This window comes from Methylobacterium sp. NPDC097929, from assembly GCF_049543375.1.
Taxonomy (GTDB): Bacteria; Pseudomonadota; Alphaproteobacteria; order Rhizobiales; family Beijerinckiaceae; genus Methylobacterium.
In genome coordinates this window covers 338761-364275 of record NZ_JBMVEP010000002.1, presented here as the reverse complement: position 1 = coordinate 364275, position 25515 = coordinate 338761, and the positions used below count along the sequence as shown (strand labels likewise).

The 25515-nt window shown below is 71.6% G+C and carries 20 protein-coding genes; 14 read left to right on the top strand and 6 right to left on the bottom strand.

The genetic code is table 11. From position 1 onward, the window contains the following. The first annotated feature begins 302 nt into the window (after positions 1-302). From gyrA to ACPCJR_RS09725, 6 genes are all read left to right on the top strand, one after another. Positions 303-3032 carry a DNA gyrase subunit A gene (gene gyrA, locus ACPCJR_RS09750; RefSeq protein WP_391511968.1) on the top strand — a complete coding sequence of 910 codons (2730 nt, stop codon included), beginning with the start codon at positions 303-305 and terminating at the stop codon, positions 3030-3032. 215 nt (positions 3033-3247) lie between these two features. Further along, the gene (locus ACPCJR_RS09745) at positions 3248-4072 is read left to right on the top strand and encodes an outer membrane protein (protein ID WP_391511967.1); all 825 of its coding nucleotides are present in this window, start codon (positions 3248-3250) and stop codon (positions 4070-4072) included. Positions 4073-4225: 153 nt separating this feature from the next. Next, positions 4226-4750 (top strand): pantetheine-phosphate adenylyltransferase, encoded by a 525-nt coding sequence (coaD, locus tag ACPCJR_RS09740; RefSeq protein ID WP_391511965.1) that lies wholly within the window; start codon positions 4226-4228, stop codon positions 4748-4750. A 6-nt stretch (positions 4751-4756) separates the two neighbouring features. Then, positions 4757-5305, top strand: a complete 549-nt coding sequence (locus ACPCJR_RS09735; RefSeq protein ID WP_391511964.1) for a peptidylprolyl isomerase — start codon at positions 4757-4759, stop codon at positions 5303-5305. A 76-nt stretch (positions 5306-5381) separates the two neighbouring features. Continuing rightward, positions 5382-5816 (top strand): hypothetical protein, encoded by a 435-nt coding sequence (locus ACPCJR_RS09730; RefSeq protein WP_391512102.1) that lies wholly within the window; start codon positions 5382-5384, stop codon positions 5814-5816. A gap of 3 nt (positions 5817-5819) precedes the next feature. Continuing rightward, positions 5820-6281 carry a peptidylprolyl isomerase gene (locus tag ACPCJR_RS09725; RefSeq protein ID WP_110351151.1) on the top strand — a complete coding sequence of 154 codons (462 nt, stop codon included), beginning with the start codon at positions 5820-5822 and terminating at the stop codon, positions 6279-6281. Positions 6282-6550: 269 nt separating this feature from the next. On the opposite strand, the gene ACPCJR_RS09720 is transcribed toward ACPCJR_RS09725, so the two are convergent. Then, a complete protein-coding gene (locus ACPCJR_RS09720) occupies positions 6551-6955 on the bottom strand; it encodes a response regulator (RefSeq protein WP_391511963.1) in 405 nt (134 codons plus the stop codon). 404 nt (positions 6956-7359) lie between these two features. On the opposite strand from ACPCJR_RS09720, the gene ACPCJR_RS09715 reads away from it, so the two are divergent. The 4 genes from ACPCJR_RS09715 (at position 7360) to ACPCJR_RS09700 (ending at position 14085) form a co-directional block, all read left to right on the top strand. Beyond that, positions 7360-8121: an ImuA family protein gene (locus ACPCJR_RS09715; protein ID WP_391511962.1), complete on the top strand. Its 762-nt coding sequence runs from the start codon at positions 7360-7362 to the stop codon at positions 8119-8121. Continuing rightward, a complete protein-coding gene (locus tag ACPCJR_RS09710; RefSeq protein WP_391511961.1) occupies positions 8036-9538 on the top strand; it encodes a DUF6504 family protein in 1503 nt (500 codons plus the stop codon). The genes ACPCJR_RS09715 and ACPCJR_RS09710 overlap by 86 nt, the downstream gene beginning before the upstream one ends. Further along, positions 9535-12732, top strand: a complete 3198-nt coding sequence (locus ACPCJR_RS09705; protein ID WP_391511960.1) for an error-prone DNA polymerase — start codon at positions 9535-9537, stop codon at positions 12730-12732. The genes ACPCJR_RS09710 and ACPCJR_RS09705 overlap by 4 nt, the downstream gene beginning before the upstream one ends. A gap of 312 nt (positions 12733-13044) precedes the next feature. Beyond that, the gene (locus tag ACPCJR_RS09700) at positions 13045-14085 is read left to right on the top strand and encodes a patatin-like phospholipase family protein (RefSeq protein WP_391511959.1); all 1041 of its coding nucleotides are present in this window, start codon (positions 13045-13047) and stop codon (positions 14083-14085) included. Between the two features lie 21 nt (positions 14086-14106). Here ACPCJR_RS09700 and ACPCJR_RS09695 read toward each other — a convergent pair whose 3' ends face one another. Together ACPCJR_RS09695 and ACPCJR_RS09690 are read right to left on the bottom strand one after the other, a co-directional pair. Then, on the bottom strand, positions 14107-15411 hold the full coding sequence (locus ACPCJR_RS09695; RefSeq protein WP_391511958.1) for a lipopolysaccharide biosynthesis protein: 1305 nt from the start codon (positions 15409-15411) through the stop codon (positions 14107-14109). 14 nt (positions 15412-15425) lie between these two features. Then, a complete protein-coding gene (locus tag ACPCJR_RS09690; protein ID WP_391511957.1) occupies positions 15426-16424 on the bottom strand; it encodes a lipid II:glycine glycyltransferase FemX in 999 nt (332 codons plus the stop codon). A 284-nt stretch (positions 16425-16708) separates the two neighbouring features. On the opposite strand from ACPCJR_RS09690, the gene ACPCJR_RS09685 reads away from it, so the two are divergent. The 4 genes from ACPCJR_RS09685 to ACPCJR_RS09670 all read left to right on the top strand — a co-directional run bounded on the left by ACPCJR_RS09685 (position 16709) and on the right by ACPCJR_RS09670 (position 20248). Next, positions 16709-17476, top strand: coding sequence for a polysaccharide deacetylase family protein (locus tag ACPCJR_RS09685; protein WP_391511956.1), 768 nt, complete (start codon positions 16709-16711; stop codon positions 17474-17476). 177 nt (positions 17477-17653) lie between these two features. After that, positions 17654-18817: a glycosyltransferase family 4 protein gene (locus ACPCJR_RS09680; RefSeq protein WP_391511955.1), complete on the top strand. Its 1164-nt coding sequence runs from the start codon at positions 17654-17656 to the stop codon at positions 18815-18817. Between the two features lie 103 nt (positions 18818-18920). Next, positions 18921-19493 carry a sigma-70 family RNA polymerase sigma factor gene (locus ACPCJR_RS09675; protein ID WP_391511954.1) on the top strand — a complete coding sequence of 191 codons (573 nt, stop codon included), beginning with the start codon at positions 18921-18923 and terminating at the stop codon, positions 19491-19493. Further along, on the top strand, positions 19490-20248 hold the full coding sequence (locus tag ACPCJR_RS09670; RefSeq protein WP_391511953.1) for an anti-sigma factor: 759 nt from the start codon (positions 19490-19492) through the stop codon (positions 20246-20248). Before ACPCJR_RS09675 ends, ACPCJR_RS09670 begins: the two co-directional genes overlap by 4 nt. Before the next feature lie 281 nt (positions 20249-20529). Here ACPCJR_RS09670 and ACPCJR_RS09665 read toward each other — a convergent pair whose 3' ends face one another. The 3 genes from ACPCJR_RS09665 to ACPCJR_RS09655 form a co-directional block, all read right to left on the bottom strand. After that, the gene (locus ACPCJR_RS09665) at positions 20530-21108 is read right to left on the bottom strand and encodes a fasciclin domain-containing protein (RefSeq protein WP_391511952.1); all 579 of its coding nucleotides are present in this window, start codon (positions 21106-21108) and stop codon (positions 20530-20532) included. 155 nt (positions 21109-21263) lie between these two features. Further along, on the bottom strand, positions 21264-23273 hold the full coding sequence (locus ACPCJR_RS09660) for a right-handed parallel beta-helix repeat-containing protein (protein WP_391511951.1): 2010 nt from the start codon (positions 23271-23273) through the stop codon (positions 21264-21266). Continuing rightward, positions 23270-25393, bottom strand: a complete 2124-nt coding sequence (locus ACPCJR_RS09655; protein ID WP_391511950.1) for a GumC family protein — start codon at positions 25391-25393, stop codon at positions 23270-23272. The genes ACPCJR_RS09660 and ACPCJR_RS09655 overlap by 4 nt, the downstream gene beginning before the upstream one ends. Positions 25394-25515 lie beyond the last annotated feature (122 nt).

The window sequence follows — 25515 nt, the reverse complement described above, 5'->3', positions numbered from 1 at the left end:
AAACGCACCGCCGGCAGGCGCGCGGATGTTGTGCAAGCCCTTCGGAATTCATATTTAAGTAACTGAGACGACGGCCTTTGGTCGGCCACGGTCCATCCTGCCCCTACCCTCATCCCGAGGTGCCGAAGCGCGAGCGGAAGCCCCGACGGATCGTCCAGGGATCGCCCGCGAACGGGAGGGTCCTTCGAGGCCCGCCTTCCGCGGGCACCTCAGGATGAGGGCGCGGGCGGGATCGGCCGCGGGACCGGGTCCGCGATGTTTCCGATTCCGGTCGGAACGAGCAGTAGATCGAGAGAACGACGTTGGCAGACGACAAGGACCAACCCGGCGCCGGCACGCCTCCGCCCGCGACCGACATCAAGCCCGTCTCCATCACCGACGAGATGCGCCGCTCCTACCTCGATTACGCCATGAGCGTGATCGTGAGCCGCGCGCTGCCCGATGCGCGCGACGGCCTCAAGCCGGTGCACCGGCGCATCCTGTTCGCGGCCCACGAGAGCGGGCACCTGCCCGAGCGGCGCTACGTCAAGTCGGCCCGCATCGTCGGCGACGTGATCGGTAAGTACCATCCGCACGGCGACCAATCGATCTACGACGCCTTGGTCCGCATGGCCCAGGACTTCTCGATGCGCCTGATGCTCATCGACGGGCAGGGCAATTTCGGCTCGGTCGACGGCGATCCGGCCGCGGCCATGCGCTACACCGAGTCGCGCCTGGCCAAGCCCGCCAGCGCGCTCCTCTCGGACATCGACAAGAACACCGTCGATTTCCAGGCCAACTACGACGGGGAGCACGAGGAGCCGACCGTCCTGCCGGCCCGCTTCCCGAACCTGCTGGTCAACGGCGCGGGTGGCATTGCGGTGGGCATGGCCACCAACATCCCGCCGCACAATCTCGGCGAGCTGATCGACGCCTGCATCGCCCTCATCGACGATCCGAGCCTGACCATCGAGGCGCTCAACGAGATCGTGCCCGGACCCGACTTCCCGACCGGCGGCCTGATCCTCGGCCGGGCCGGCACGCGTCAGGCCTACACCACGGGCCGCGGCTCCATCATCATGCGGGCGAAGTCCCACGTGGAGGAGCTGCGCAAGGAGCGCGAGGCGCTGATCTTCACCGAGATCCCGTATCAGGTGAACAAGGCGACGCTGGTCGAGAAGATTGCCGAACTCGTCAAGGAGAAGCGCGTCGAGGGTATCTCGGACCTGCGCGACGAATCCGACCGCGACGGCATGCGCATCGTCGTCGAGATCAAGCGCGACGCCATGGCCGAGGTCGTGCTGAACCAGCTCTACCGCTACACGCCGCTGCAGACCTCGTTCGGCTGCAATATGGTGGCGCTGAACGGCGGCCGCCCCGAGCTGATGAACCTGAAGGACCTCCTGCAGGCCTTCAACGACTTCCGCGAGGAGGTCGTCTCCCGGCGCACCAAGTTCCTGCTGAACAAGGCGCGCGAGCGCGCCCACGTCCTGTGCGGTCTGGCCATCGCGGTCGCCAACATCGACGAGGTGATCCGCCTGATCCGCACCTCGCCGGACCCGAACACCGCCCGCGAGGCGCTGATGGCCCGCGACTGGCCGGCCCACGACATCGCCCCGCTGATCGCGCTGGTGGACGATCCGCGCTACCGCGTGGCCGAGGACGGCACCTACCGGCTCTCGGAGATCCAGGCGCGCGCGATCCTCGACCTGCGCCTGCAGCGCCTCACGGCTCTGGGCCGCGACGAGGTCGGCGACGAACTGAAGAAGCTCGCCGACGAGATCGCCGACTACCTCGACATCCTGCGCTCGCGCCTGCGCGTCCAGGCGATCGTGAAGACCGAACTCGCCGAGGTCCGCGAGCAATTCGCGACGCCGCGCCGGACCGAAATCATCGATTCCGACTTCAGCGTCGAGGACGAGGATCTGATCGCCCGCGAGGACATGGTCGTGACCGTGTCCCATGCCGGCTACGTCAAGCGCGTCCCGCTCTCGACCTACCGGGCGCAGAAGCGCGGCGGCAAGGGCCGCTCCGGCATGGCGACCCGCGACGAGGATTTCGTCACGCGGCTGTTCGTGGCCTCGACCCACACCCCGGTGCTGTTCTTCTCCGACCAGGGTCAGGCCTACAAGGAGAAGGTCTGGCGCCTGCCCATCGCCGCCCCGAACGCCCGGGGCAAGGCCCTCGTCAACATCCTGCACCTGCAGAACGAGGGCGAGCGCATCTCGACCATCATGCCGCTGCCCGAGGACGAGACCTCCTGGGATACGCTCGACGTGATGTTCGCCACCGCCTCCGGCAACGTGCGGCGCAACAAGCTGTCGGACTTCACGACCGTGAACCGCAACGGCAAGATCGCGATGAAGCTCGATCCGGGCGACCACATCGTCCATGTCGAGATCTGCCGGCCGGAGCAGAACGTGCTGCTCACCACCGCGCTCGGCCAGTGCATCCGCTTCCCCGTGGAGGACGTGCGCGTCTTCAAGGGCCGCGACTCGACCGGCGTGCGCGGGATCAACCTCGCCAAGGACGACAAAGTCATCTCGATGGCGATCCTCAACGCCTTCGACGCCAGCCCCGAGGAGCGGGCCGGATACCTCAAGATGCGCCGGGCCGTGATCGGCGACGCGGGCGAGGCGGAGGCCGAGCCGGCCGAGGCCGAGGAGGCTTCGGAGGCCACGGCGATCTCGCTGGAGCGCTACAACGAGATGGGAGCGGCCGAGCAGTTCGTGCTGACCCTGTCCGAGCGGGGCTTCGGCAAGCGCTCTTCGTCCTACGAGTACCGGACCTCGGGCCGGGGCGGCAAAGGCATCACGGCGATGCGGGTCAACGCCCGCAACGGCAACCTCGTCGCCTCCTTCCCCGTGGAGGCGTCCGACCAGATCATGCTGGTCACCAATGCCGGCCAGCTCATCCGCGTGCCGGTGGACGACATCCGCATCGTCGGCCGCGCCTCGCAGGGCGTGACGGTGTTCAACACCGACAAGGCCGAGAAGGTGGTCTCGGTCGAGCACATCGAGGGCGAGGAAGAGGGCGGCGAGGAAGCGGTCTGATCGGGAGCCGCGGAGGGGGCCGTGATCGGACCTCTCCGCGGCTCGGATCACTGCTCAAATTACCGTGATCGGGGATTATTTTAGAATTACAGTATTGAATTTGAGTCATGATTTGAGTGTCGGGTCGTAATTGAACTGTTGCTGTTATATCATAGTTCCGGCGCCTGGCCGTTGGTAGAGAAAGTGCGACTTTCCTCACACCTCCGGTTCGAGCCTTGCGCAACTCCCTGATCCTCTCCGGCCTTGCGGGCATCCTTCTCACCGGGACGGCTCTGGCCGCCGACCTGCCGCGCCGCGCCGAGGCGCCGGTCTTCGCGCCGGTCCCCGTCTTCACCTGGACGGGCCTCTATTTCGGTCCCAACGGCGGCTACGCCTACACCGAGAACGACACGCTGCGGACGACTGGGATCGGTGCGCTCCAGGCCAACGTGTCCAGCGGCCTGCGCCGCGCGGACGTGGCCCTGCCGCAGGACGGGTTCAGCTTCGGCGGTCAGGCCGGCTACAACTTCCAGCTCACGCCGGGCACCGGCTTCGTCTTCGGCTTCGAGACCGACGCGCAGTACATCGATCTGGCCCGCAGCCGCACCGAGAGAATCTCCCAGCCTGCCCTCAACCCGAACGTCCTCACCAACGTCTACGCCGCCAACCTCGACTTCCTCGGCACCGTGCGCGGCCGTATCGGCTACGCCTTCGACCGCGTCCTGGTCTACGGCACCGGCGGCTTCGCCTACGGCACCACCACGCTGGCCGCGACCTTCCGGACGGGGACGCCGATCACCTATGCCGGGATCCGCTCCGGCCTCGAGACCGGCTACGCCTATGGCGGCGGCATCGAGTACGCGATCCCGGCCAATTCCTTCGTGAACCTCACCGGGTCCCTGCAGATGACGGTCAAGGCCGAGTACCTGCGCTACGACCTCGGCAGCCGCACGGTGCTGATCCGCAGCACGGGCGGCCCCGGCGTCGGCTACAACCTCGAATCCCGCACCGAGGGCGCCCTCGCCCGCGTCGGCGTGAATTTCGGGTTCGGAACGTACTGATCCGGGAGGCTGGCGGAGCGCTCCGGTTCCACCGGAGCCTTCAGCGATCCCGACCCCCTCTCGTTCGAGCGGGCGCCCTCCGGGGCGCCCGTTTCCGTTGGCAGGAGCCGTCGGCGGTTCCGTTTGCGGGGAAAATGCTCTAGGGCCGTTCCCGTGACGACCCGTACAGCGCTCTACGCCGGCTCCTTCGATCCGGTCACCAACGGCCATCTCGACGTGGTGCGGCAGGCCTGCCGGCTCGTGCCACGGCTGGTGCTGGCCATCGGCGTGCATCCGGGCAAGGCCCCCCTGTTCACCGCCGACGAGCGCGTCGACCTGCTGCGCGAGACCTGCGGGCCGCTCGCGGCTGCCGAGGGCGCGAGCCTGGAGGTCATCCCCTTCGACGACCTCGCCGTCTCCGCCGCCCGGCGCTGCGGGGCGCGCCTGTTCATCCGGGGCCTGCGCGACGGCACCGATCTCGACTACGAGATGCAGCTGGCCGGCATGAACGGCGCGATGGCCCCCGAGGTCCAGACCGTGTTCCTGCCCGCCTCCACGGGCGTGCGGCCGATCACCGCCACCCTGGTCCGCCAGATCGCGGCCATGGGCGGCGACGTCTCGCCCTTCGTGCCCCCGGTCGTCGCCGCGCGGCTCGCCGCCCGCTTCGCCAAACCCTCCGATCCCAACGCTGGAGCCTAACCCCGCATGAATCGCCGCCACGCCGTCCTTGGCCTCGCTCTCGGTGCCGTCTTCTCGGCCGCCCTCTCGCTCTCCGCGCCCGCGCGGGCGGGCGAGAACACCGTCGTTCTCGAGACCAAGGACGGGCGCGTCACCATCGAGCTGCGCCCGGAGATCGCGCCCAAGCACGTCAAGCAGATCAAGACGCTGGTCTCCCAGGGCTTCTACGACGGCCTGAAGTTCCACCGCGTCATCGACGGCTTCATGGTCCAGACCGGCGATCCGAAGGGCAACGGCACCGGCGGCTCCAGCCTGCCCAACATCCCCGCCGAGTTCTCCTCCGCCCCGTTCAAGCGCGGCACCGTCGGCATGGCCCGCTCGGGCAGCCCGAACTCGGCCAATTCGCAGTTCTTCATCTGCATCGGCGACGCGGAGTTCCTGAACAACAACTACACCGTCGTCGGCGTGGTCACCTCGGGCATGGACGTGGTCGACAAGATCAAGAAGGGCTCCAGGAGCGACAACGGCGCGGTGCAGAACCCCGACAAGATCGTGAAGATGTCGCTCGGCCAATGACGCGTTCGGGAGAGGGCCGATAGCCGGGCGCTCCCCCTTTCGCCGCGGGGCCCTCGCCCTCGCGGCGCTTCCCGCCCTGCTCTGGCCGGGCGGGGCGGATGCGTTCGAGGGCATTGAACCCTGGCGCACCCTCCCCCAGACCTTGCGGGGCACGCAGCGGGTGCCGCTGCCCGCGGGCGGGACGGCGGCGCCGGCCGACACCCTGCGGGCGCTCTACCCGGCGCTCGCCGCCTGCTGGCGGGTGCCCGAGGGCCTCGGCCGGTTCGAGCGGGCGGAGATCACGGCGCGCCTCTCGCTGCGCCGGGACGGCTCGGTGATCGGCACGCCGCGGATCACCTTCGCCCAGGCGCCCGGCGACGAGCGGGTGCGGGAGATCCTGGTGCGGGCGACGCTCGACGCGATCGCCCGCTGCACCCCGGTCCGGCTCACGCCGGGCCTCGGCGGAGCCATCGCGGGGCGCCCCCTGGCGCTGCGCTTCATCTACGACGGACCCAGAGGACAGGGAATTTAAGCCATGGCAGAGACCAACGAGACCATCGTCCTGGAGACCACCAAGGGCCGCGTCGTCATCGCGCTGCGTCCCGACCTCGCGCCCAACCACGTCGAGCGCATCAAGACCCTGGCCAACCAGGGCTTCTACGACGGCGTGCCGTTCCACCGGGTCATCGACGGCTTCATGGCCCAGACCGGCGACCCGACTGGCACCGGCTCGGGCGGTTCGGACCTTCCGGACCTCAACGCCGAGTTCAACGCCGAGCCGCACGTGCGCGGCACCTGCTCCATGGCGCGCACCAATTTCCCGCACTCGGCCAACTCGCAGTTCTTCATCTGCTTTTCCGATGCCCGCTTCCTCGACCGCCAGTACACGGTGTGGGGCAAGGTGATCGAGGGCATGGAAGTGGTCGACACGATCAAGCGCGGCGAGCCCGTGCGCGAGCCCGACCGGATCGTGAAGGCGACCGTCGCCGCGGCCTGAGGCCGTTCGTCCCCTCTCCCCGGCATCCGGCGGGGAGAGGGGATGCGCGTCCGATACGGTTTCCAGTTCCTCGCCTCGGCCTTCACCCCACTTCGTCGTCGCGAGGCGGAGCCGAAGCGACCCAGCGCGCGACCTGTCCGGACAGTGCGGAGCCCTGGATTGCCACGGCTTCGCCTCGCAAGGACGAGGGAAGAGACCCAAACGATCAACCGGAAATCGTATGAAGCGATCAACCGGACACGGTCTAACTTCTCTCCGATCCAACCGGTCTATCCCTCCGGCGGCTCCCTGAGCCCCGCGGCCTCTTCGAGCCACGTCAGGATTTCCGGCGCCCGCCAGGGCTTGGGCATGAAGGTCGCGGTGACGCGCAGGTCGCTCGGCTGATCGCCCGCATCGCCCGAGGTCAGCAGCAGGCGGATGCGCGGCCAGGTCACGCCGATGATCCGGGCGAGCTCGAAGCCGCCGATCGTGCCCGGCGTGCGCACGTCGGAAAACACCACGTCGATCCCGTCGCCCCGCTCATGCAGGATGTCGAGGGCGCGCTCGGCGGTCTCGGCCTCGATCACCTCGAAGCCCTTCTCCTCCAGCAGCTCGGCCGCGAGGAAGCGCTCGTCGGGCTCGTCCTCGACGACGAGGATGACGGGCTTGCGGCCCGTGGGTCGTGTGTCGCTCATGACCCGTCACTCATGACCCGCCGCCTATGGCCCCGGTCCCTCCGAACCCGCGAGGACGACGCGGACGGGAGCTCCCGAGCGACATCCCCCGGCACAGTCCCCGGCGGAAGATACGATAGAACGGTGGGGCCGAACGTCTGTCGTTCAACGGCAACAGCGGGCAGTTTTGTTGCATTGCCGTCCTGAGCGCATGCGCTTTCGACGGGGATAGACGGCCCGCACCCGCCCTCCGTGCAGGGCTCAACCAGCAATTCCCATCGACGCGCCGGTCAAGCGAAGGCCCGGAATAAAATCCGCATTTTCAACAGGGATCGCAACGAAGGAGCGGTTGACGGGTTACGGCTCAGGTGTGTTCTCTGTTTGTTCTGAATGACGCTCCCCTGAACCCCTTTGAACCCGCGCCCATGCCCCCTCCCCGCTCCTCTCACGCGCCGACGCTGGCCGAGCTTCGCCGGCTGACGGACCGCGCCGGGGGCGGCCGCGCGGCGCCCGATCCCCGCGCCCTGCCCTTCGGCGTTTCGGGGCTCGATGCGGCCCTGCCCGGGGGCGGGCTGGCGCTCGGGGCGCTCCATCAGATCCACGAGGGCGGCCCGCGCGGGCGCTACGCCGCCGCCGCGGTGCTGTTTGCCGGCGGCATCCTCGCCCGGCTCGACGGGCCGGTGCTGTGGTGCCTGCACAGCCGCGACCTGTTCGCGCCCGCGCTGGCCCGGGTCGGGCTCCATCCCGACCGGGTGGTCTATTGCGAGACTTGGCGCGACGCGGAGGTGCTGCCGGCCATGGAGGAGGGCCTGCGCCATCGCGGGCTCGCCGGCGTCGTCGGCGAACTCACCCGCATGGCGCTCACGCCCTCGCGCCGGCTCCAACTCGCGGCGGAGGGCTCGGGCGTCACCGCGCTGGTGGTGCACCGCCTCTGCGCGGGCGAGGCGGCCGAGCCGGAGCCCTCCGCCGCGCGAACCCGATGGCGGGTGGCGCCCGCGCCCTCGGAGGGAACGAACCGTCGAATGGGCCGGCCGCGCTGGCGGCTCGACTTGCAGCGCTGCCGCGGTGGGGCGCCGGGGGCTTGGATCGTGGAGGCTTGCGATGCGCAGGGTCGTCTCGCTGTACCTGCCGTCCTGGCCGACCGACCGGCTGCGCCGGAGCGGGTCCAGCGCCGCGCCGCCGGATGAGCCCCTCGCCACCGTGGCGCAGGACGGTGCCCGGCGCGGGCTCGCCGGCGTGGACGCCGCCGCCCGCCGCCTCGGCCTGCATCCGGGCATGAGCGCGGCCCATGCCGGGGCGCTGGTTCCCGGGCTTCACCTCGTGCCTGCCGACGCGGCCGCCGACGCGGCGGCCCTGGCGCGGCTCGGCCTGTGGTGCCAGCGCTACGCGCCGATCGTCGCCCTCGACCCGCCCGACGGCCTGATGATCGACATCACCGGCGCCGCCCATCTCCACGGCGGCGAGGCGCCCCTCCTCGCCGATCTGTCCGCGCGCCTGGAGCGGTCGGGGATCCTGGCGCGGCTGGCGCTCGCCGACGCGCCGGGCTGCGCCTGGGGTGTGGCCCGCTTCGGCGAGGGCGGGATCGTGCCCCGGGGCGGGGCGGGGCAAGCGATCACGGGGCTGCCGGTGGCGGCCCTGCGGCTCGATTTCGAGGCGGTGCGGGCGTTGCAGGATGTCGGCATCACCCGCGTGGGCCACCTCCTCGACAAGCCGCGGGCGTCGCTCAGGCTGCGCTTCGGCGCCGAGTTGCTGTTCCGCCTCGACCGGGCGCTGGGCCGAGAGCCGGAGCCGCTGACGGCGATCGCCGCCCCCGAGACGCCGCGCGTGGCCCTGCGCTTCGCCGAGCCGGTCGGCGCCCGCGAGAGCCTGGAGCGGATCGTGGCCGACCTCTGCGCCCGGCTCGTGCCGGAACTGGAGCGGCGCGGGCTCGGGGCACGACGCCTCGATCTCGTCTTCGCCCGCGTGGACCGTCTCGATCAGGCGATCCGGATCGGCACGGCGGGGCCGAGCCGCGACGCCGCCCACCTCGCCCGGCTGCTCGGCGAGCGCCTTCCGCTCGTCGATCCCGGATTTGGCATCGAGGAGGCGGTCTTGTCGGCTTCCCGCGTCGAACCCCTAGCCGAGCGGCAGGACACGCATCTCGCCGCCGGCCCGCAGGCGCCCGACCTCGCCGCCCTGGTCGATACCCTGCTGGTGCGCCTCGGCGCCGCCCGCGTCTACCGGCTGGCACCCGTGGAGAGCGACCTGCCCGAGCGGGCGGTGCGCCGCGTGCCGGCGCTCGCCGCTCCCCTCGGCGCGATCTGGCCCGCCGACCTGCCGCGCCCGGCCCGCCTCCTGGCACCCCCCGAGCCGGTCACGGCGATGGCCGAGATCCCCGACGCCCCGCCGCTCTTCTTCGTCTGGCGCAACACCCACCATCGGATCGCCCGGGCCGACGGACCGGAGCGCATCCTCGGCGAGTGGTGGGTCGCGGATGCGGAGGCCGACCTGACGCGCGACTATTACCGGGTCGAGACGGAGGCGGGCGAGCGCTTCTGGCTGTTCCGCGACGGACCGATGCAGGCCAACGGCCGCTGGTGGCTGCACGGGCTCGGCGAGGCGTGAGCACGCCGGAGCTTCAGGTCACGACCCACTTCTCCTTCCTGCGCGGCGCCTCGAGCCCGGAGGAGCTTTTTTCCGCAGCAAGCCTGCTCGGCATCCCGGCGCTCGGGGTCACCGATCACGGCTCGCTCGCGGGGATGGTGCGCGCGCATCAGGCGGCCAAGGTCACGGGCGTGCGCCTCGTCGTCGGCTGCCGGCTCGACCTCGATGATTTTTTGCCGGTGCTCGTCTACCCGACCGACCGGGCCGCCTACGGCCGGCTCTGCCGCCTGCTCAGCCTCGGCAAGACCAGGGGCGGCAAGGGCCGCTGCCGCCTGACTTGGCGCGATCTCGAGGAGGGGCAGGAGGGGCTTTTTGCGGTTCTGCTCCCCGATACGGCCGGGCCGTCGCTGGCCGAAAACCTCCTGCAATTCAAAAGAAGATTCGGCGCCCGCGCATCCTGCGCCCTGACCCGCCGCTTCCGGCCCGATGACGCCGACCGGCTCGACGCCTTGGCCGCCGCCGCCCGCGCCGCGCGGGTGCCCACCGTCGCCACGGGCGACATCCTCTACCATGTCGCGGGGCGCCGCCGCCTGCAGGACGTGGTGACCTGCATCCGGCTCGGGCTCACCATCGACCGGGCGGGCTTTGCCCGGGAGCGCCACGCCGACCGTTTCCTCAAACCCCCTGAGGAGACCGCGCGCCTGTTCGCGCGCTTTCCCGAGGCGCTGGCGCGGGCGGGCGAGATCGCGGCGGCCTGCCGCTTCTCGCTGGACGACCTCGCCTACACCTATCCGACGGAGACCCGCGAGGACGGGCTCTCACCGCAGGAGCGCCTGGACGTCCTGACCTGGGCCGGCGCGAAACGGCGCTATCCGGCCGGCGTGCCGGAGGATGTGACGCGGCAGTTGCGCCACGAACTCGACCTGATCGGGCGGCTGGCCTACGCCCCCTACTTCCTCACGGTCGAATCCATCGTCGCCTTCGCCAATCGCCAAAAGATCCTGTGCCAGGGGCGCGGCTCGGCGGCCAATTCCGCGGTCTGCTTCTGTCTCGGCATCACCTCGATCGATCCGACGCAGCAGAACCTGCTGTTCGAGCGCTTCGTCTCGGAGGCGCGCCGCGAGCCGCCCGACATCGACGTCGATTTCGAGCACGAGCGCCGCGAGGAGGTGATCCAGTGGATCTTCTCGACCTACGGCCGCCACCGCTCGGCGCTCACCGCCATCGTCAGCCGCTTCCGCTCGCGGGGCGCCCTGCGCGAGGTCGGCAAGGTGATGGGCCTGCCCGAGGACGTGACCGGCGCCCTCAACCGCATGACCTGGTCCTGGAGCAGCGAGGGCGTCGGCGAGCGCGAATTGCGCGAACTCAACCTCAATCCCGACGACCGGCGCCTGCGCCTGACGCTGGAGATCGCCCGCGAGCTGATCGGCACGCCGCGCCACCTCTCGCAGCATCCCGGCGGCTTCGTGCTGACGCTGGACCGGCTCGACGAGCTGGTCCCGGTCGAGCCGGCCGCGATGGCCGACCGTCAGGTCATCGAGTGGGACAAGGACGACATCGACGCCCTCAAGTTCATGAAGGTCGACGTGCTGGGGCTCGGCATGCTGGGCTGCCTGCGCCGCGCCTTCGACCTGTTGGCCGAGGTCAAGAACGACCCGCACGACCTCGCCTCGATCCCGCAGGATGACGGGCCGACCTACGCGATGATCCGGCGCGCCGACACGCTGGGCGTGTTCCAGATCGAGAGCCGCGCGCAGATGGCGATGCTGCCGCGGATGAAGCCGGACAAGTTCTACGACCTCGTCATCGAGGTGGCGATCGTGCGCCCCGGTCCGATCCAGGGCGACATGGTCCACCCCTATCTGCGCCGCCGCGAAGGTCTCGAAGAGGTGACCTACCCGACGCCCGAGCTGAAGAAGGTGCTGGAGAAGACGCTGGGCGTGCCGCTGTTCCAGGAGCAGGCGATGCAGGTGGCGATGGTCGGCGCCGGCTTCTCGGCGACCGAGGCCGACGAGCTGCGCCGCTCCATGGCAACCTTCAAGTTCACCGGCGGCGTCCACCGCTTCCAGAGCCGCCTCGTCGAGGGCATGGTCGCCAACGGCTACGCTCGCGACTTCGCCGAGCGCACCTTCAAGCAGCTCGAAGGCTTCGGCTCCTACGGCTTTCCCGAGAGCCACGCCGCCTCCTTCGCGCTCCTGGCCTACGCCTCGTCGTGGATGAAGTGCCACCATCCGGATGTGTTCTGCGCCGCGCTGCTGAACGCGCAGCCGATGGGCTTCTACGCGCCCGCGCAGATCGTGCGCGACGCCCGCGCCCACGGCGTCGAGATCCGCCCGCTCGACGTGAATTTTTCCGATTGGGACTGCACCCTCGAAGCGCTCGGCGCCGGCCGGACGCTGTTCGCCGTGCGCCTGGGCCTGCGTCTCGCCAACGGCCTGCCCGAGCGGGACGGGCGGCGTCTCGCGGCGGCGCGCGGCGGGCGCCCCTTCGCCTCCCTGCCCGAACTGGCGGACCGGGCCGGCCTCCCGGCGGCAAGCCTCACCTGCCTCGTGCGGGCCGACGCCTTCCGCTCGCTCGGCCTCAACCGACGCGAGGCCGCCTGGGCGGTCAAGGCCCTGCGGCCCGATCCCCTGCCCCTCTTCGCCGCCCTGTCGGAGCCGTCCGCGCCGATGGCGGCCGAGCCGGCCGTGACCCTGCCGCCGATGAGCGCGGGCGGCGAGGTGGTGGCCGATTACTGCGCCAAGGGGCTCAGCCTGCGCGCTCATCCCCTCGCCTTCCTGCGCGGGACGCTGGCGGCTCTGGGCGCGCGGCCCTGCGCGGCGCTGGAGCGGGCCGGCAACGGGGCGGGGATCGTGGTGGCCGGGATCGTGCTGATGCGCCAGCGGCCGGGCTCGGCCAAGGGCACGATGTTCATGACCCTGGAGGACGAGACCGGCATCGCCAACCTGATCGTCCGGCCCGAGCTGTTCGAGCGCCAGCGCCGGGTCGTGCTCGGCGCCCGGCTGATGGCCTGCCGCGGACGGGTGCAGCGGGTGGGCGCGGTGATCCACCTCGTGGCGCAAGAGCTGTTCGACCGCTCCGGCCTGCTGCGGCGGATCGGCGAGGAGGAGGATGGCCTCGTCCTGCGCACCGGGCGCGGCGACGAGACCGGCCAGAGCGTCAGGCCCGATCCCCGCGGGGGGACGCTGCCGGTGCGGGCACGGAATTTCCGCTGAGGAATCGGGCCGAACCCTTCGCGCCGCTCTCGGGTTTGCCCCGGAGCCGCCAAGGGGTGCGGAGGGGGGCGCGGAGGGGGCGCGGGATCGGCCGAACGCGTCTACCGGACTTGTGCCGGCGCCCCGGACCCTGGGACGGCCGGAAGCCAGGACGGGACCTGCCGATGCGCGAGATCTGGAACGGGATCGATGCCGCCTCGGGCTCGGCGGAGATCGAGCCCGGCCTGCGCCTGCCTGATGGCGCCGCCGCGGCCTGAGGCCGGCCGTGTTTCCCCCGCGATCCCGCTCACCGAGGAAAGACCGACCCCACCGATGGACACAGCTTCACCCACCCGCGACATCGCCCTGGTGCTCGGCGGCGGCAACGCGCTCGGCGCCTACCATGCGGGGGCCTTCGAGATCCTCCAGGACCGCGGCATCCGGCCCGGCTGGGTGGTCGGTGCCTCGATGGGCGCCATCATGGGCGCCATCATCGCCGGCAACGCGCCGGAGGACCGGGTGCCCCGGCTGCGCGCCTTCTGGGAGGAGGCGACCCAGCAGACCGGCCTGCCCGGGACCGATCTCCTGAAGCCGCGCCAGGTCTACAATGCCATGCATGCCCTGCTGGCGCTCGCCTGGGGACGGCCCAGCATCTTCCGGCACCGGCTGCCGGGGCTGTGGTCGGCCCTGCCCTGGGTGCCCAACGACGTCGCCCTGTTCGATCACGCGCCCCTGCTCGGGACGATCGGCCGGCTCGTCGATTTCGAGCGGCTGAACCGGGGCGAGACGCGCCTCACGGTCGCCTGCGTGGACGTGGCGACGGGCGAGGAGGTCTATTTCGACAACCACCGCGGCACGATCCGGCCCGAGCACATCCTGGCGAGCGCCGCGATCCTTCCCGCCTTCCCGCCGGTCGAGGTGGACGGCCGGCTGCTCTGCGATATCGGCTACACCAACAACCTGCCCCTCGACCCGCTGTTCGAGACCGAGCCCGCGCGCGACCTGCTCTGCATCGCCCTCGACCTGTTCAGCCTGCAGGCCGATCCGCCCGGCTCCCTGGACGCGGTGCTGGAGCGGGCCAACGACCTCATCTTCGCCAGCGCGGCCCGGCGCGCGATCACCGGGCTCGCCCGCACCTACGCCCTGCGGGAGCGGATCGACCCCGCGGGTCCGAGCGTCACGCTCCTGCACCTCGTCCACCAGGCCGGCGCCGACCAGCTCGCGGCCAAGAGCTTCGACTTCTCGCCCTCCTCCATCCGCGACCGCTGGCAGGCCGGCAGCCGCGACATGGTCCGGGGGCTGGAGCGGCTGACGGGCCGGCCGCCCGAAGGCCGGCGCTTCGTCTACGAGGGTCCCTACCCCGTCGGTGCCTGAGCCCGGCGGGCGCGTCGCGCGTCAGGTCGGCGCCGGGGCCGTCCGGGACCGGGCCGGGCGCGACTGCCGCCACCCCGCCACCAGGAGGTAGATCAGGGAGGCGGTGTGCCCGGCGATCACCGCCGCCGCCGCGCCGCTGACGCCTCCGTTGCGCATCAGCGGGATCACGACGGCGAGCGAGACGAGCATGCTCACGAAGAGGGATTCGAAGATCACCCGGGTGTTCCGCTTGGCCCGGAAGTAGTTGGAGGCGAGATCGCGCACCATCACCACCACGACGCCCACCGCGAGCACCCGCAGGCAGTTGGCGTAGGCCGCGTATTCCGGCCCGAAGATCAGCCCCAGCCACAATTCGCCGGGACCGGCGAGCACGACCAGGATCGACACGACGGGAATGCCGAGCTTCACCCCGGTCCGCAGCATGTAGTGGCGCAACGCCGGCTCGCCGCCCTCCGCGTAGGCGCGCGAGGCGGCGACGGGCAGGACGTTCTCGGTGGCCGCGAGCAGCAGCAGCACGAGCCCGACGAGATATTGCGCCGCCCGCAGGCCGCCGAGCGCTTCGAGGCCCAGCACCGAGCCCGCCACGAGCCAGATCAGCTGCTCCTGCACGAAGGTGACGAACACGATCGGCAGGAGCCAGCGCCCGAGCGGGATGTGGCGCCGGGTGACCGCGCCGAGCCGCAGGCTGCGGGGCCGCCTCAGGATCGGCCGGCCGACCGCGATGACGAAGGGCAGGCTGGTGACGAACGAGGTCGCGGCGAGCAGCCAGACGTAGCCGTTGCCGCCGATCACGTCGTGCTCCAGCCAGATCAGCACGGCGACGAGGGGGAAGCTCGCCGCGCGGGCAAAATCCATGAACAGGGCCTGCACGCCCTTGCCCGCGGCGAAGAGCAGGCGGCGCAGGGTGAACTGGAGGTTCTGCGCCAGCATCAGGGCGCAGGCGGCCAGCAGGGTCTCGGGCCCCATCCCGCCGATCAGGAGGGCCGCCATCACGAAGGCCGCGCCCGGCGCCGAGAGCAGGAAGGCGCCGGCCAGGATGGTGGCGCCGTAGGCCTTCGAGACGCCGCTGCGCGCGCCCACCAGCGTCATCATCGGGGCGGTGATGAGCGCGTTGTGCAGCGACTGGGCAAAGGTGAGCACGATGATGATCATCGCGAAATGCCCGAACTCGACGATGCCGAGCAGGCGGGCGGCCACGATGCCGCTGACGAAGCCGAAGCCGCTGACCACGCCCTGGTCGGCGAGGGAGACCAGCGCCGCCGGCGGCCGGCGGACGAGCTGGAGCAGGCGTCCGGGCAGAAGCGAGGCAGAGGACAGGACGGTCATCGGGGCATCCTGAATCAGCGCGAGGCCAGGAAGGCTGTCGCGGCGTCTCGCATCAGACGGGTCCGGCTGAACAGCCAGAGCGGGTCGGCCGGGACGACGTCGCGGCTGACGCCCCGCTTGAATTCGTAGACGCCGGGATTGCCGCCCGGATCGATGCCGCCGAGGTCGAGGATGCGGCACCCCTCCGCCTTGGCCCGCTCGATCAGGCGCCAGAGGGCGAGGCGGCCGGCCCCGGTGGCCCGGGCGCGCCCGTTCGAGGCGACGTAGAAATCCGTCCAGCGCTCGGCCGTCCGGTGGATGATCCGCACGAGGATCGGCGCACCCTTCTCCCGCATCTCCAGGAAGAGCAGGTTCGGGTCGGAGGCGGCCAGATCGCGGAAGGCCTCCGGCTCGAGGCTGTTGTCGAAGCCGTTGCGCCGCTTCAGCTCGCCGTAGAAGCGGCTGAAGGTGTCGAAGGCGGCCAGCCGCGCGGCCGGCTCGGTGAGGAAGGCGGCCTCGAGATCCGGGTTGCGCTCGGCGTCGCGCAGCACTTCGCGCCAGCGCCCCTCCATGCTCGCGCGGATCTGCGCGGCCTCGCGGGTGAGGTCGAGTTCCAGCGTATGCGTGCGCACGGTGACGACCGGGGCGAAGCCGTGGCCGAGCAGGGCCAGCACCGCGGGCTTGGTCTGGAACTGCTGGTAGTTCACGCCGAGCAGGTCGAAGCGGCCGAGATCGAGATGCCTGAGGAAGGCGCCGAACACCGCCTCCGCCCGCCCGGCCCCGAGCCGCGTCAGGACCGGGCAGCCCTGCGCCAGGACGAAGTGCCCGAGGCCGCGGCGGCGGCGCTGGTACTGCGCATAGGCGAGGGCCTGCCCGTCGCGGGCACGGATGGCGATGCGCCTCACGTCCCAGCCGACGCGGCTCTTGTAGTCGCCCCAACGCCGCGAAGCGTAGATGTTGGCTCCCGTCTGCCGCCAGACCGACGCGTCCCAATCGGGATCGTCCGTGAGGTCGGCGACCGTGAGATGAACCACCCTGAACACCCTCGTCCCTGCCGGCTGTCCCGGCGCGGGACAGTCGTTGCCCCGCCCCTCCTTCGACCGCAAGGGGTAGGCCAGGGTATGGCCGGGGCCCGAAATCATCGTCCAAGCTTACACGAAAGGGGAGCACGTTCGAGGAGCCTGGATAATCCAGATTTCATCGCCGCGCGCGATCGGATACACGGTGAGCGGTCGGTGAGGTGATGATGTACCACTGGGTCAAGACGGCATTGCGCGACACGCCCCAACTGCGCAAGCTTGCGTTGCGGAGCGCCGCCTTGCTCAGGTCCGTCGCCAACGCCGAGCCCGGTCTCTACACCTTGTGCTACCACCAAGTGGCGCGGAACGAACAAGATCAGCTCGCCGCTCAACTGCGCCATCTCGGCCGTTATGGCGATTTCATCGACGTGGACACCGCCACCGACCGTCTCGCCGCGGGCTGGCCGGCGGGCGAGCGCGCCTTCCTCGTCACTTTCGACGATGGCTACACCAACACCTTCGAGGTCGCGCGGCCGGTGCTCAAGGCGCTGGGCGTGCCGGGCATCGTCTTCCTGATCAGCGACTGGATCGACGCGCCGCCGAACTATCCTCCGGGCCTCGAAGGCCAGGTCCCGCCGCAGGAGCGGCTCTACATGACCCGCGCCGAGATCGCGGCCTGGTGCGCCGACGGCCTCGATGTCGGCTCCCACACCGCCACGCATCCGCGGCTGAGCCGCCTCCCCCGCGAGCGGGTCGCGGACGAGCTCGCCCGCTCGCGGCGCGACCTCTCCGCGCTCACCGGCCGGGAGATCCGCCACTTCGCCTGCCCCTGGGGGGCGGCCGGCCCGGATTTCCAGCCCGACCGGGATCCGGCACTCGCCCTGGAGGCCGGCTACCGGACCTTCTTCACCACCCGGCGCGACCATGCCCGGGGCCCGGCGGACTTTCCCCTTCTGCCCCGCCACGTGCTCGAGCCGTCCTGGCCGATCACGGATCTCGACGCCCTGATCGGCCGCGCCCGCCTGGGGCGGGGGATGCGGCGCAACGGCTTGGATACGCATCCCTGATATCCGCTCCGATACCAGACACGCATCGACGATGATGAGGATGCATCGTCGATGGCCCCCGCGGCTGCGGGGCGGCGGTCCTCCGCCGGACGCGCGGGACAGGAGCGATGCGCCTGTCTCGCGCAGCTTGGTACGGGAGCGCCGGCCTCGCCCGCGCATGGCGGGAGGCGGCAGGCGATGCAGGGTGGCGAGACGCTCCCAGGGCAGGAGTTCGACGGCGGCGGAAGGCGTCCGGTCGTCGTCGTGACGGGCGCGCTGGCGCCCTATACCCACGTCCTCTACGAGCGCCTCGGCGCGCGATTGGCCGAGGGCTTCGGCCGGCGCCTGCACGTCCTCTCCTGCACGCCCCGCGAGAGCGCCCGGCAATGGGTGCTGGCCCCGCCGCTCGGCTACCGGCACGCGGTGCTGCCGGGCCTGCGCTGGCACCGCTCCTCGATCCGCAACCTCTACCTCAATCCGGCGGTGGTGCCGCGCCTCGCCGCGCTCGCTCCGGCCGCGCTCGTCCTCAACGACTTCTCGCCGACCATGCTGATGGCGGCGGGCGCCGCGCGGCTGCGGCGCATCCCCACCCTGATCCGCACCGACGGGATCGTCGAGACCGATCCGGGGCAGCGCTCGGTGCCCCACCGGCTCCTGCGCCGGGTGATCGTGGGCGGCGCGGCGGCCGGCCTCGGCCCGAGCGAAGGCAGCCGCGACCTGCTCGTGCGCTACGGGCTCGCGCCCGAGCGCTTCTTCCTGAGCCCCCTCTTCCCGGCCTGGACGCCCCCTTTGACGCCCCCGCCGGATTCAGAGCGGCCCTACGACCTGCTGTTCTGCGGCATGCTGAACGAGGAGGTGAAGGGCGCCCGCTTCTTCACCGAGGTAGTGCTCGGCTGCCTCGCCCGCGGACGGCCCCTCTCCGTGCGGGTCGCGGGCGACGGGCCGCTGCGGGGCGAGATGGAGGCGCGCTTCGCGCAAGCCGGCCTCGCCGCCCGCTTCGACGGCTTCCTGGGGCAGGAGGCCCTGGCCGAGACCTACGCCTCGGCCCGGCTGTTCCTGTTCCCGAGCCGCGGCGATGTCTGGGGCATCGTGGTGCAGGAGGCGCTCCAGAGCGGGACGCCGGTGCTCGCTTCGCCCCATTCGGGCGTCGCCACCGGCCTGCTGGCTCCCCACGGCTGCGGCGCGGTGCGGCCGATGGACGTGGCGGCCTGGGTCGAGGCGACCCTGGCACTCCTCGACGATGCCGGGCAGCGCCGCGATCTGCGCGCGGCTGCCGAGCGGGTGATGCCGCGCTACACGCCGGAGGCGGCGGTCGAGGCTTATATCGACGCGCTGCGCCCGTTCCTCGAGGGCCGAAGCTGACGCTCGCCGCGCGCCGAGGAGAGCGAGCCCCGTATCGTTCAGGTTTGATTGATCGAAGCGTGGTACGAGTTCGGCAAAGGCCCGTTCGCATGAACAGGGTCGCGTGAACCGGGGGGACGGTGCTTTGGGGAGCGCGCAGCGCGAAGAGGATCTTGCGCGGCTGATCGAGACTGTCGCCGGCGGCGAGCGGGCCGCGCTCCGCGCCCTCTACGAGGCGACCGCTCCGAAACTTTTCGGGATCATTCTTCGTATCCTGCAGGATCGAGCGGCGGCGGAAGACGCGCTGCAGGAGGTGTTCGTGCGGATCTGGCAGCGGGCCGGCAGCTACGATCCGCGGACCGGCGCGCCGCTCCCGTGGCTGATCGCCGTGGCGCGGCACCGGGCGATCGACCGCCTGCGCCAGGACAGAGCCTCCCGCCTGACGCAGACCGAGGACGGCTGGCTGGAGCGCCTGGCCGACACCAAGGACGGCGAGGCGGATCTCGCCCGGCGCGATGCCCTCGACCATTGTCTCGACCGGATCGACCCGCCCCAGCGCCATTGCCTCGTTCTCGCCTATTGCGAGGGCTGGTCGCGCGAGGATCTCGCCGCGCGCTACGATCGCCCCGTCAACACGATCAAGACCTGGCTGCGCCGGGGGCTGCTCAGCCTGCGCACCTGCCTGGAGGCGCCATGAGCGAGTCCGGCACACCGCCCTTCTGGCACGACGATCCCGACGGAGCCGCGGGCGAGTACGTTCTCGGCACCCTGCCGCCGGACGAGCGCGCGGCCTTCGCCCGCGCCCTGGAGCGGGAGGCCGACCTGCGCCGGGCGGTGGCGGCCTGGGAGGCGCGCCTCGTGCCGCTCGCCGCGGCCATGCCGGCCGTGACCCCGCGGCCCGACCTCTGGGCCGGGATCGACGCCGCCATCGCTGCCGCGAGCGATTCCGGCTCGGTCGCGGAGCCGCCGGCATCCGCCGGAGCGGACGACGGCAGCGACAGGATCATCCGCCTCGAACGGCGCATCGGCCGCTGGCGGATGGCCACGGGCGCGGCGACCGCGCTGGCGGCCGGGCTCGCCCTCTGGATCGCCGTCGCCCGCCCGCCTTCCCCCGACGCGCCGCCGCAATACCTGGCCGTCGTGGATCGCGGCGGCGCCCTGCCCGCACTCATCGTCCGCGTCGACCTGACGGCCGGCGTCGTCCAGGTGCGCAGCCTCGCGGCGGAGACCCCGCCCGATCGAAGCCTCGAACTCTGGTACATCAACGCCGGATCGGCCCCGCAATCCCTCGGCCTCGTCTCCGCCGAGACGGCGCGCCTGCCGATCCCGGCGGACCTGCGCCCGGGGACCGTGAGCACGACCTTCGCGGTCACGGTCGAGCCGCCGGGGGGCGCCCCCGAGGGCAAGCCGACCGGGCCGGCGATCTATTCGGGCCGCCTGATCCGGGACTGAGACGGTTTCCGCCTGATCGCTTCGATCTCGTCCGTCGTCCTTGCGAGGCGGAGCCGAAGCAATCCAGGGCGCGGCCCTGTCCGGACAGGTCGCGCTCTGGATCGCTTCGCTGACGCTCGCGATGACGGAGAGGGGCGAAGGCCGAGGCGATGGACCGGAGACGAGATGAGTTGGTCTTCCGGACAGGACAAGCCTCCTCCCGCGGAGCGGAAGGAGGCGAGAAGGCACCGGAGAAGGCTTGTCCCGTCGTGGGGCGGCCTCGCCGGCCGCCCCGCCGCGCCTTACGGCAACAGCACGCCGTTGACGACGTGGATCACGCCGTTGGACTGCATCACGTTGGCGACCGTCACCTTGGCCGTGTTGCCCTTGGTGTCCGTCACCATGACGGCCTTGCCCTTGGTCGTGACCGTGAGCGGCTCGCCCTGGACGGTCTTCAGCGTGGCCTCGCCGCCGCCCTGCCGCACCGCCGCCATGAGCTGCTTGGCCGTGTAGACGCCCGGAACCACGTGATAGGTCAGGATGCCGGTGAGCTGGGCCTTGTTCTGCGGCTGCACCAGGGTCTCGACGGTGCCCGGCGGCAGCCTGCGGAAGGCGGCGTCGGTCGGCGCGAACACCGTGAAGGGGCCGGGACCCGACAGGGTGTCCACGAGGCCGGCAGCCTTCACGGCGGCGACCAGCGTGGTGTGATCCTTCGAGTTGACCGCGTTCTCGACGATGGTCTTGCTCGCATACATCGGCGCGCCGCCCACCATCGGGTTCTTGGCGAGCGCGGGCCCCGCGGCGGCGGCGAGACCGAGGCCGACGGCGAAACGAACAAGCGTCTTGGACAGAGGCGTCTTGGACAGAAGCGTCTTGGACATGTTGGCTCCCTTGCGAAGCGCCCCACCGGGGGCGTCGCGAGCCTCTACGGAGGCTGGGCGCCGGGAAGTTTCAGTCGAAACGAACGAATTCGCAAAAAAAGCGGCCCCCGCGAGCGGGGCTTCGCCGAGTGCTCCGCGTGCGAGGACGGGCTGCCTCAGCGCGGCGCGGGCGTGAAGGGCGAGGCCGGCAGCCCGTCGCGGCGCAGGGCGGCGGGGTCGAGCCCGAGCGGCACGCCTCGGTCGGCGGCGAAGCGAACGAGCGCGCCGAGGTCGCCGGGTTCGGGCGCCGGGCCTTCGAGACGGGTGTTGAACAGCAGGATCTGCCGGCCCGGATCGGCCTTCTCGTAGAGTTCGAGGGTCTCGCCGTCGATCACGAGGTTGTCCAGGATCTGGTTGTTGCGCGCGACCCCCGGTTCGTCGGAGAGCGCCTCGGCGAGCCGGGGATAGCGCATCCGCCAGGGCTCCGAATCGAGCGGGACGGCGGCGAAGGCGGCACGGAACTCCGAATCCGCCTCGGTGAGGGACGGCTTCATCCAGGTCAGGCCGCGGGAATCGAGGAGGATGGCCGGGCTCGACGAGACGAAGACGTTGCGGGTGACGCTGTTGTCGTTGCCGCCACCGATGAAGACCGGGCGCTGCACGCCGACGAACAGGTTGCGCCGGATGGTGAAGCCGCTCGCCATGTCGTCGAGATAGACGCCCTTCACCTCCATGCCCGGCGCCGGGCGGATGTCGTGGATGTAGTTGTCCTCGATCACCGAGCCCCGGGCGGTGAAGTCGCGCCCGGCATAGATCGCGCCGGTATCGCTCAGTCCGTGGATGAGGCGCGCGACCTCGTTGCGGCGGAAGACGTGGTCGTTGCCGCGCAGATACACCGCGTAGCCGATCGCATCGGTGAACAGGTTGCCGCTGACCTCCGCGCCGACGCCGTCGAGATCGACCGCCGCGTTCTGGGTGCGGGTCAGCCGGGCGAAGCGGGTGAAGCGGCAATCGCGCACGAAGAGATCGCCGCGCCGGAGCGTGGCGCGGTCGCCGCCGACGAGGCGGATTCCGGCCGCGCCGATATCGTGGATCGTGCTGGCCGAGACGCCGCCCCCGGTCACGCCCTCGAACACGGCGGCGCGCCCGGCCGCCCAGGCCAGTTCGCTGCTCCGAATCTCGACATCCGCCCCGCCGCGCACGACGATCAGGTCGCCGCGGGCGCGCTCGAACCGCAGCCGCTCGATGCGCAGGTTCCGCGCGTCCTCGGCGAGGATCAGCGTCTCGGCGAGCCCGGCCTCCAGCTCGGGCGCGTCGGCCGCGGGCCAGGCCAGCAGCAGCCCGCTCTCCCGGTCGCGCCACCACTCGCCCGGCTCGTCCAGCTCGCCGAGCAGGTGGACCAGCCGGACCCGGGCGCCCGCCAGGATGCCCTCGTAGGGCATCGTCGCCAGTTCGAACCGGCGGCCGCGCGCCTCGACGCCCGCGAGCGGAATCGTCTCCTCGAGCCAGTCCCAGCGCCAGAAGCCCTCCGCCCACAGCTCCGTCTCGACCTTGGGGTCCGGCAGGCGGGCGGACCCGTCCTTGAGCGTGAAGAGCGGGCGAGGGCCCGGCTCGGCCTTGCCGGTCGCGGCGTAGCCGGAATTCGGCCACTGCGCCGGCCGCAGGGCGCCGCGGCGATCGAAGATCTCGGTGATCCGGGGGGCCGCGTCGCGCAGGCGGCGCGGTTCGCGGAAGGCGGGCTCCCGGCGCAGGCTCTCGGGCAGGCGGTAGGCGCGCACCGACGCGCGGGCCGCCTCGGGCAGGCGCGCCCGCAGCGGCGCGGGCAGCGTCACCTGCGGGAGCGGCACGCTGCCGACGAGCCGGCTCGTCCCGTCCGGCGCCCCGCGCAGGGTCAGCGCCGCACCGGCACCCGCATGTTCGGGACCGATCCGCACGGCGGCCGCGACCCGGTGGGTGCCGGGCTCCAGTTCCACCACGACGGGCCGGGTCTCGCCCTGCCGCCGCAGGGCCGCGACGCGGGCCAGCGCCTGCGGCAGGTCCGCGAAGCGGTCCTTGCCGCCCGCGATCGCCCCGGTGGGGGCGACCCGCAGCAGCACGGATGGTTCCGCACGCACATCCGGGGTCGGGACGAGGGCGAGCAGGCCGACGAGGATCGCGGCCCCGGCCCGCGCGAGCCGGAACCTCACGCCTCGGCCTTGGCGTCGGTCATGACGAGATGGACCCGCGACTCGCGCCCGATGGCGTCGAGCGCGCGCTTCACCTGCGCGAGGCTGCTGCGGCTCGCGCTCGCCGTCAGCAGCAGCGCGGGGAAGCGGTGGTCCTGCGCGAGCCGCTCGGCGGCGATGTCGGCGCCGATGACGCCGATATCGACGAAGACCGTGTCGAAGGCGGTGGCGGCCGTCAGGATCGCGCCCGCATAGGCTGCGGTGCCGAGGCGCAGGGCCGCGCCGTCGAAGGGAAGCACCTTGTAGCCGCCGGCCCCTTCCACCAGCGCGTCGGCAAAGCCGCTCTGGCTTCGCAGCACGTCGGCGACGCCGCGCTTGGCCTTCGCCCGCAGATCTCCCGAGAGAAGGGCTTCGGGGTCGGCATCGACGAGGAGCACCCGCTGGCCGTCCAGGGTGGCCGAGGCGGCGAGGCTGCGCGCCAGCTCCGCCTTGCCGGCCCGGTCGTCGGCCGAGGTGATGAGCACGATGGTCGGCCGGGTGGAGCCGAAATCGCGCTGGAGGCGGCTGCCGAGGCGGGCCACGGCCACGTCGTAGGCGGTGTCGTGCGCGGCCTCGCTCCCGGCGCGCAGCGCGCCGCCGACGGCCGCAGCCCCCTTGCCTCTGGCCCGCTCGGGCAGGGCGGCGATCACCGGCAGGCCCGCGGCCTGCTGGAGCCGACGGGCCGAGCCGATCCGGCCGGCGGCCGGCACCGCGAGCAGGGCGAGCATCACGCCGAGGCCGAGCCCGGCCGCGAGGGCGGCGCCGAAGATCACCGGAATCGGCGGTCCGAGGCGGCGCGCCGGCAGCGAGGCGGGCGAGATGATGCGCGAGGACGAGGTGTCGAGGCGCTGCTGCTCCTGAAGCTCGCGGGCGCGCACCAGGAAGGATTCGTAGACGGCGCGGCTCGCCTCGACCTGACGCTCCAGCTCGCGCAGGCGCACGAAGCTCTTGTCGACGGAGAGCGCCTCCTTCTTGCGGCTCTCCAGGGTGGCGGCGAGCGAGGCCTCGTTGGCCTGCGCCGACTTGTAGTCGTTGCGGGCGGCGGCCGCGATCCGCCGGATCTCGGCCTCGATCTGGCTGCGCAGGCTCTGCACCTGAAGCTCGCTGGTGCGCAGGGTCGGGTGGCGGGGGCCGAGATTGGCCACCGTGTCGGCCCGGGCGGCTTCCACCTGCGCGAGCTGCGAGCGGAGCTGCGCGATCGTCGCCGACTGCACCACCTCGGTCACCGCGTTGAGATCGACCCGGCCGTTCGCCAGCGCCTCGATCTGGGCGAGGCGTCCGCGCAGTTCGCCGGCCCGGGCCCGCGCGGCGCCGAGCTGCTGGTTGAGCTGTGTCAGCGCCTGCTCGCTGACGAGCTGGCCGCGGGTGCCGACGAGGTTGTTGGCGGCGCGGAACTGCTGCGCCTTGTCCTCCGCCTGACGCAGGTTGTCCTGCAATTCGCCCAGCCGACCCGAGAGGGCCACGCCGGCCTTCCGGGTGATCTGCGCCTGGGCCTCGGAGACGGTGGCGAGGTAGGTCTCGGCGATGGCCTGGGAGAGGTCGGCGGCCTTCTGGCGGCTCTCGCTGGTGACGGAGAGTTCGACCACGAAGCTGCGCTCCAGGCGGCGGGCGCCGGCGCGCTCGCGCAGCACGCGCAGGGCCGTGAGCTTGTCGTCCGACGCGCCGCCGCCGGAGGCGCCGAGCAGGGAGGAGAGACGGCCCTTCAGCGTGTCGAGGAGGGAGCCGGGCTGCACGAATTCGGGATCGTGGTCGAGGCCGAACCGGTCCACGACCTTCCGCAGGACATCATCGGAGATCAGCACGCGGATCTGGCTGTCGACGAGCAGCAGGCTCGCGTCGCTCGCCTGATCGGAGGGCGTCACGCCGTCCTTGACGACCTGGATGCCGCGCGGGTCGATCAGGATCTGCGTCACGGCGGCGTAGCGCGGAGGCACGAGGACGAGCCAGGCTGCGGCCGCCGCCACCAGCAGGATGGCCGGGGCGAGCACGAGCGGCCAGCGCGGGCGCAACACCCGCAGCACCTCCCGCGGATCGAGGAACCACGGCTCGGGCGTCACCTCGGACTTGCTCGGTCCGGTGCCGACGAAGATCCTCGAAGGCATCCGCTCGACCATCGACATCGCAGGTCTCTCGACAAAGGGTTAGGGCGGGCGCTGCCGGTCCGCCGCGATCGATCCGGGAGGGACGGGCCGTCCCGGAACGGCGCGTCCGGAGCGTGATCCTT

What these genes read in the sequence shown, in the direction of transcription:
- ACPCJR_RS09665 (WP_391511952.1), bottom strand. Translation starts at nt 21,108, where the DNA reads ATGTCCAAGACGCTTCTGTCCAAGACGCCTCTGTCCAAGACGCTTGTT.
- ACPCJR_RS09720 (WP_391511963.1), bottom strand. Translation starts at nt 6,955, where the DNA reads ATGAGCGACACACGACCCACGGGCCGCAAGCCCGTCATCCTCGTCGTC.
- ACPCJR_RS09735 (WP_391511964.1), top strand. Translation starts at nt 4,757, where the DNA reads ATGAATCGCCGCCACGCCGTCCTTGGCCTCGCTCTCGGTGCCGTCTTC.
- ACPCJR_RS09655 (WP_391511950.1), bottom strand. Translation starts at nt 25,393, where the DNA reads ATGCCTTCGAGGATCTTCGTCGGCACCGGACCGAGCAAGTCCGAGGTG.
- ACPCJR_RS09680 (WP_391511955.1), top strand. Translation starts at nt 17,654, where the DNA reads ATGCAGGGTGGCGAGACGCTCCCAGGGCAGGAGTTCGACGGCGGCGGA.
- ACPCJR_RS09715 (WP_391511962.1), top strand. Translation starts at nt 7,360, where the DNA reads ATGCCCCCTCCCCGCTCCTCTCACGCGCCGACGCTGGCCGAGCTTCGC.
- ACPCJR_RS09670 (WP_391511953.1), top strand. Translation starts at nt 19,490, where the DNA reads ATGAGCGAGTCCGGCACACCGCCCTTCTGGCACGACGATCCCGACGGA.
- ACPCJR_RS09700 (WP_391511959.1), top strand. Translation starts at nt 13,045, where the DNA reads ATGGACACAGCTTCACCCACCCGCGACATCGCCCTGGTGCTCGGCGGC.
- ACPCJR_RS09710 (WP_391511961.1), top strand. Translation starts at nt 8,036, where the DNA reads ATGCGCAGGGTCGTCTCGCTGTACCTGCCGTCCTGGCCGACCGACCGG.
- ACPCJR_RS09695 (WP_391511958.1), bottom strand. Translation starts at nt 15,411, where the DNA reads ATGACCGTCCTGTCCTCTGCCTCGCTTCTGCCCGGACGCCTGCTCCAG.
- ACPCJR_RS09725 (WP_110351151.1), top strand. Translation starts at nt 5,820, where the DNA reads ATGGCAGAGACCAACGAGACCATCGTCCTGGAGACCACCAAGGGCCGC.